The following is a 3,280-nucleotide window of genomic DNA, read 5'->3' as shown; positions in this document are numbered from 1 at the left end:
AGGGGCGCCACTTGCGCACATCGAAATTGAGGCCAGTGGCCCGCAATCCGGCCCCCGTGGTGCCCCAAGCCAGCGCCTGCTCGGTGGTGTAGGCCGAGACGCCTATGGTACGCCCGCGCAGGATGCTGTTGCGCATCGCCGCTTTTTCGTAATCCATTAAGCGTTTGGGTAACCAGCTCAGCAGGTTGTCCTGCACCAGCCGCTGCCATCCCCTCGGCAAATCGTGGGCGACACCGCCAATGCGGAACCAAGCAGGGTGCATACGGGCGCCGGTGATCGCTTCGATGATGGTGTAAATCTTCTGGCGGTCGGTGAAGGTGAAGAAGACCGGCGTCATGGCGCCGACGTCCTGAATATAGGTACCTAGGAACAGCAGGTGGCTCTGGATGCGGAACAGCTCCGCCATCATCACCCGGATCACCTCAACCCGTTGCGGCACCTTGATGCCGGCCAGCTTCTCGACCGCCAGCACGTAGGGGAGGTTGTTCATCACCCCACCCAGATACTCGACCCGGTCGGTATAGGGGATATAGCTGTGCCAGGACTGGCGCTCGCCCATCTTCTCGGCACCACGATGGTGATAGCCGATATCGGGCACGCAGTTGCGGATCTCTTCGCCATCGAGCTGCAACACCAAGCGGAAGGCGCCGTGAGCAGAGGGGTGGTTGGGGCCGAGGTTGAGGAACATGTAGTCCTCGTTCTCGTTGCCGCGGGAAAGGCCCCACTCTTCCGGTTTAAATAGCAGGTTCTCCTGCTCCATGTCCTGTTTGGCGGCATCGAGCATGAAGGGATCGAATTCGGTGGCGCGCGCCGGGTAATCCTTGCGCAGCGGGTGACCCTGCCAGCTCTTGGGCATCATGATGCGGGTCAGATGGGGGTGACCATCGAAGGTAATGCCTAGCAGATCCCACACTTCCCGCTCGTACCAATTGGCATTGGGGAAATGGTTGGTGATGGTGGGCAGATGCAGGTCACTTTCGGCCAGCGCCACTTTCAGCATCACATCACTGTTACGGTCGATGGAGATGAGGTGATAGAAGACGGTAAAGTCGCTCTGCGGTAAGCCATCGCGATGGCTGCGTAGCCGCTCGTCGGTGGCGCTGAGATCATAGAGCATCACAAATGGGGCGGGCACTTTACGCAAAAAGCCAATCACATCCTGCAGCAGCTCGCGGGGGAGCCAAACCACGGGAACGCCAGTACGGGTACTTTGCACCGTGAAGTGCTCGGTGCCGAAATGGGCAAACAGTTCGCCAATGACCTTGGCATCCTGGTGGTCGCTGGGCTGCCACTGAGCCATGGCATCATTACGGGGAAAATCTCGAGTCAGTTTCATCGGTTAAATCTCATCCGGCGTGCGCAGGTTGGTCACATTGATCCGTTCGCCGCGCTTGCGCTCTTTTTCGGCCTGCATCTGAGGACGGTAGATCCCTTGATCGCCAACGACCCAAGAAAGGGGGCGACGCTCTTTGCCGATGGAGTCCTGCAGCAGCATCAGGGCTTGTAAAAAGGCTTCAGGGCGAGGCGGGCAACCTGGAATGTAGACGTCGACCGGCAGGAACTTGTCTACCCCTTGAACCACGGAATAGATGTCATACATGCCGCCGGAGTTGGCACAGGCCCCCATGGAGATCACCCACTTAGGTTCGAGCAGCTGTTCATACAGGCGCTGGATGACTGGCGCCATCTTGATGAAGGGGGTCCCTGCAATCACCATGAAATCGGCCTGACGCGGCGAGGCGCGGATAACTTCAGCGCCAAAGCGCGCGACATCGTGGGGGGAGGTGAAAGCGGTACACATTTCTACGTAGCAGCAAGAGATACCGAAGTTGTAAGGCCAGAGGGAGTTTTTGCGGCCCCAGTTGACGGTGTCTTGCAGTACCTCTTCGAGACGGCCCATCATAATGCCGCGTGTTGCTTGTTGTGTCAGTGGATCATCGACGGTCTGGCGCTGCTCTTGAGGGTAGCGCTCAACGGGCGCATCCGGGTCAATCCGGGTCAGGGTGTACTTCATGCTGCAACCTTAAGGAAATGGTCTGTGGTTCAATCTGTGTTTTTGTTATTTAGCTGTGGTTTGCGCGGTGACCACTCCAGAGCGCCAATGCGCCAGAGGTAGAGCAGGCCGATGAGCAGTATTGCGATGAAAATGGCGGCTTCAATAAAGCCGACCCAGCCAGTTTCGCGCACGGAAACGGACCAAGCGAAGAGGTAGAGCGCCTCGACGTCGAAGATGACGAAGAACATGGCAACTAAATAGAACTTAGCGGAAAAGCGCAGACGGGCAGTGCCGACCGAGTCGACGCCGGATTCAAATGGCTTGTTTTTGGTGCGCCCTTGAGCGCGTCCGCCTAACAAGGCGGCGAGGCCTATCATCGCCAAACAAATGGAGATGGCACCAATAACATAAATGATAAAAGCCCAATGTTGAGCAGAAATATCACCAAACATAAAGGTTATTCCTAGAAGCTGCTGCTCGTTGAGCATATTTTGTTAACCAATACATTGGTAACCACATATTCACAAATGCTAAAGCGACATTGCTTGTCGTAATTTCTACGCCAACGTGCCGTGACCTAAAATCATTCCACACATTGTTCAGAGATATCTCGTCACAGAATTTAGGTACATACACGATAATTGGCGTTTGAGCGTGCTTCAGAGTTCATCTTTCAGGCTCTGTTTCTTTAAGTATTTGCTTAAGGGCTTCCCAAGATTCATCCATTAACATTGTCATAAACATCACAATGTCTTTTTTGTCTTATTTTTGAACGTTGACGCAACTGTTTACATCATGTTGTTATGCTGTTTATTTTTCTCACAAAAATGCGTGACGGTCAACACAAAATGGACAAAATTAGTTAAGAGTTTCAAACTTTGCAGCTGGCTGATCACGATTAGCAGAATGAAGTGGCTTAAGTTGTAATATTTCATGTGTGCATCACATCTTGCTCTGTCAGTTCTCTCCTTGGTTGCGCAATATTTAAAATATGATGACGCCCAGTTGTGATTAAAAAATAAACAGTCGCGGCGTTATCTCAGCATATTATGCGCAGCGTCCGTGTTTATACTGAGCAGATTGAGTTATATGCGCCAATATTGGAGGGCAGCGTTAACATCGGTAACAGTGGGTTATGCCATCAAGTTTGGCATGCTATGGGCAATACATTAGAAACAGGACTATTTGGGGAATAATGGCGATAAATCTGGCTTAAATGATCAAGATGTAATCAGCGAGAGATAAGGAAGAGGGGGTATTTGAATGTGCGACAAAAAAACGTGG

3 protein-coding genes are annotated in these 3,280 nt (G+C 52.8%); all 3 read right to left on the bottom strand.

Translation table 11 applies throughout. The features are described 5' to 3' along the window. On the bottom strand, positions 1 to 1,336 hold a 1,336-nt coding region (locus tag ACRCZA_RS12730; RefSeq protein WP_438674797.1), incomplete at its 3' end, for an NADH-quinone oxidoreductase subunit C. A gap of 3 nt (positions 1,337 to 1,339) precedes the next feature. Next, on the bottom strand, positions 1,340 to 2,014 hold the full coding sequence (locus tag ACRCZA_RS12725; RefSeq protein WP_438674796.1) for a NuoB/complex I 20 kDa subunit family protein: 675 nt from the start codon (positions 2,012 to 2,014) through the stop codon (positions 1,340 to 1,342). Positions 2,015 to 2,043: 29 nt separating this feature from the next. After that, positions 2,044 to 2,448 carry an NADH-quinone oxidoreductase subunit A gene (locus ACRCZA_RS12720; protein ID WP_438674795.1) on the bottom strand — a complete coding sequence of 135 codons (405 nt, stop codon included), beginning with the start codon at positions 2,446 to 2,448 and terminating at the stop codon, positions 2,044 to 2,046. Positions 2,449 to 3,280 lie beyond the last annotated feature (832 nt).

Source organism: Shewanella sp. (genome assembly GCF_051658185.1).
Taxonomy (GTDB): Bacteria; Pseudomonadota; Gammaproteobacteria; order Enterobacterales; family Shewanellaceae; genus Shewanella.
The sequence above is the reverse complement of the archived record's forward strand: the minus strand, read 5'-3'. Positions and strand labels throughout refer to the sequence as shown.

What these genes read in the sequence shown, in the direction of transcription:
- ACRCZA_RS12725 (WP_438674796.1), bottom strand. Translation starts at nt 2,014, where the DNA reads ATGAAGTACACCCTGACCCGGATTGACCCGGATGCGCCCGTTGAGCGC.
- ACRCZA_RS12720 (WP_438674795.1), bottom strand. Translation starts at nt 2,448, where the DNA reads ATGTTTGGTGATATTTCTGCTCAACATTGGGCTTTTATCATTTATGTT.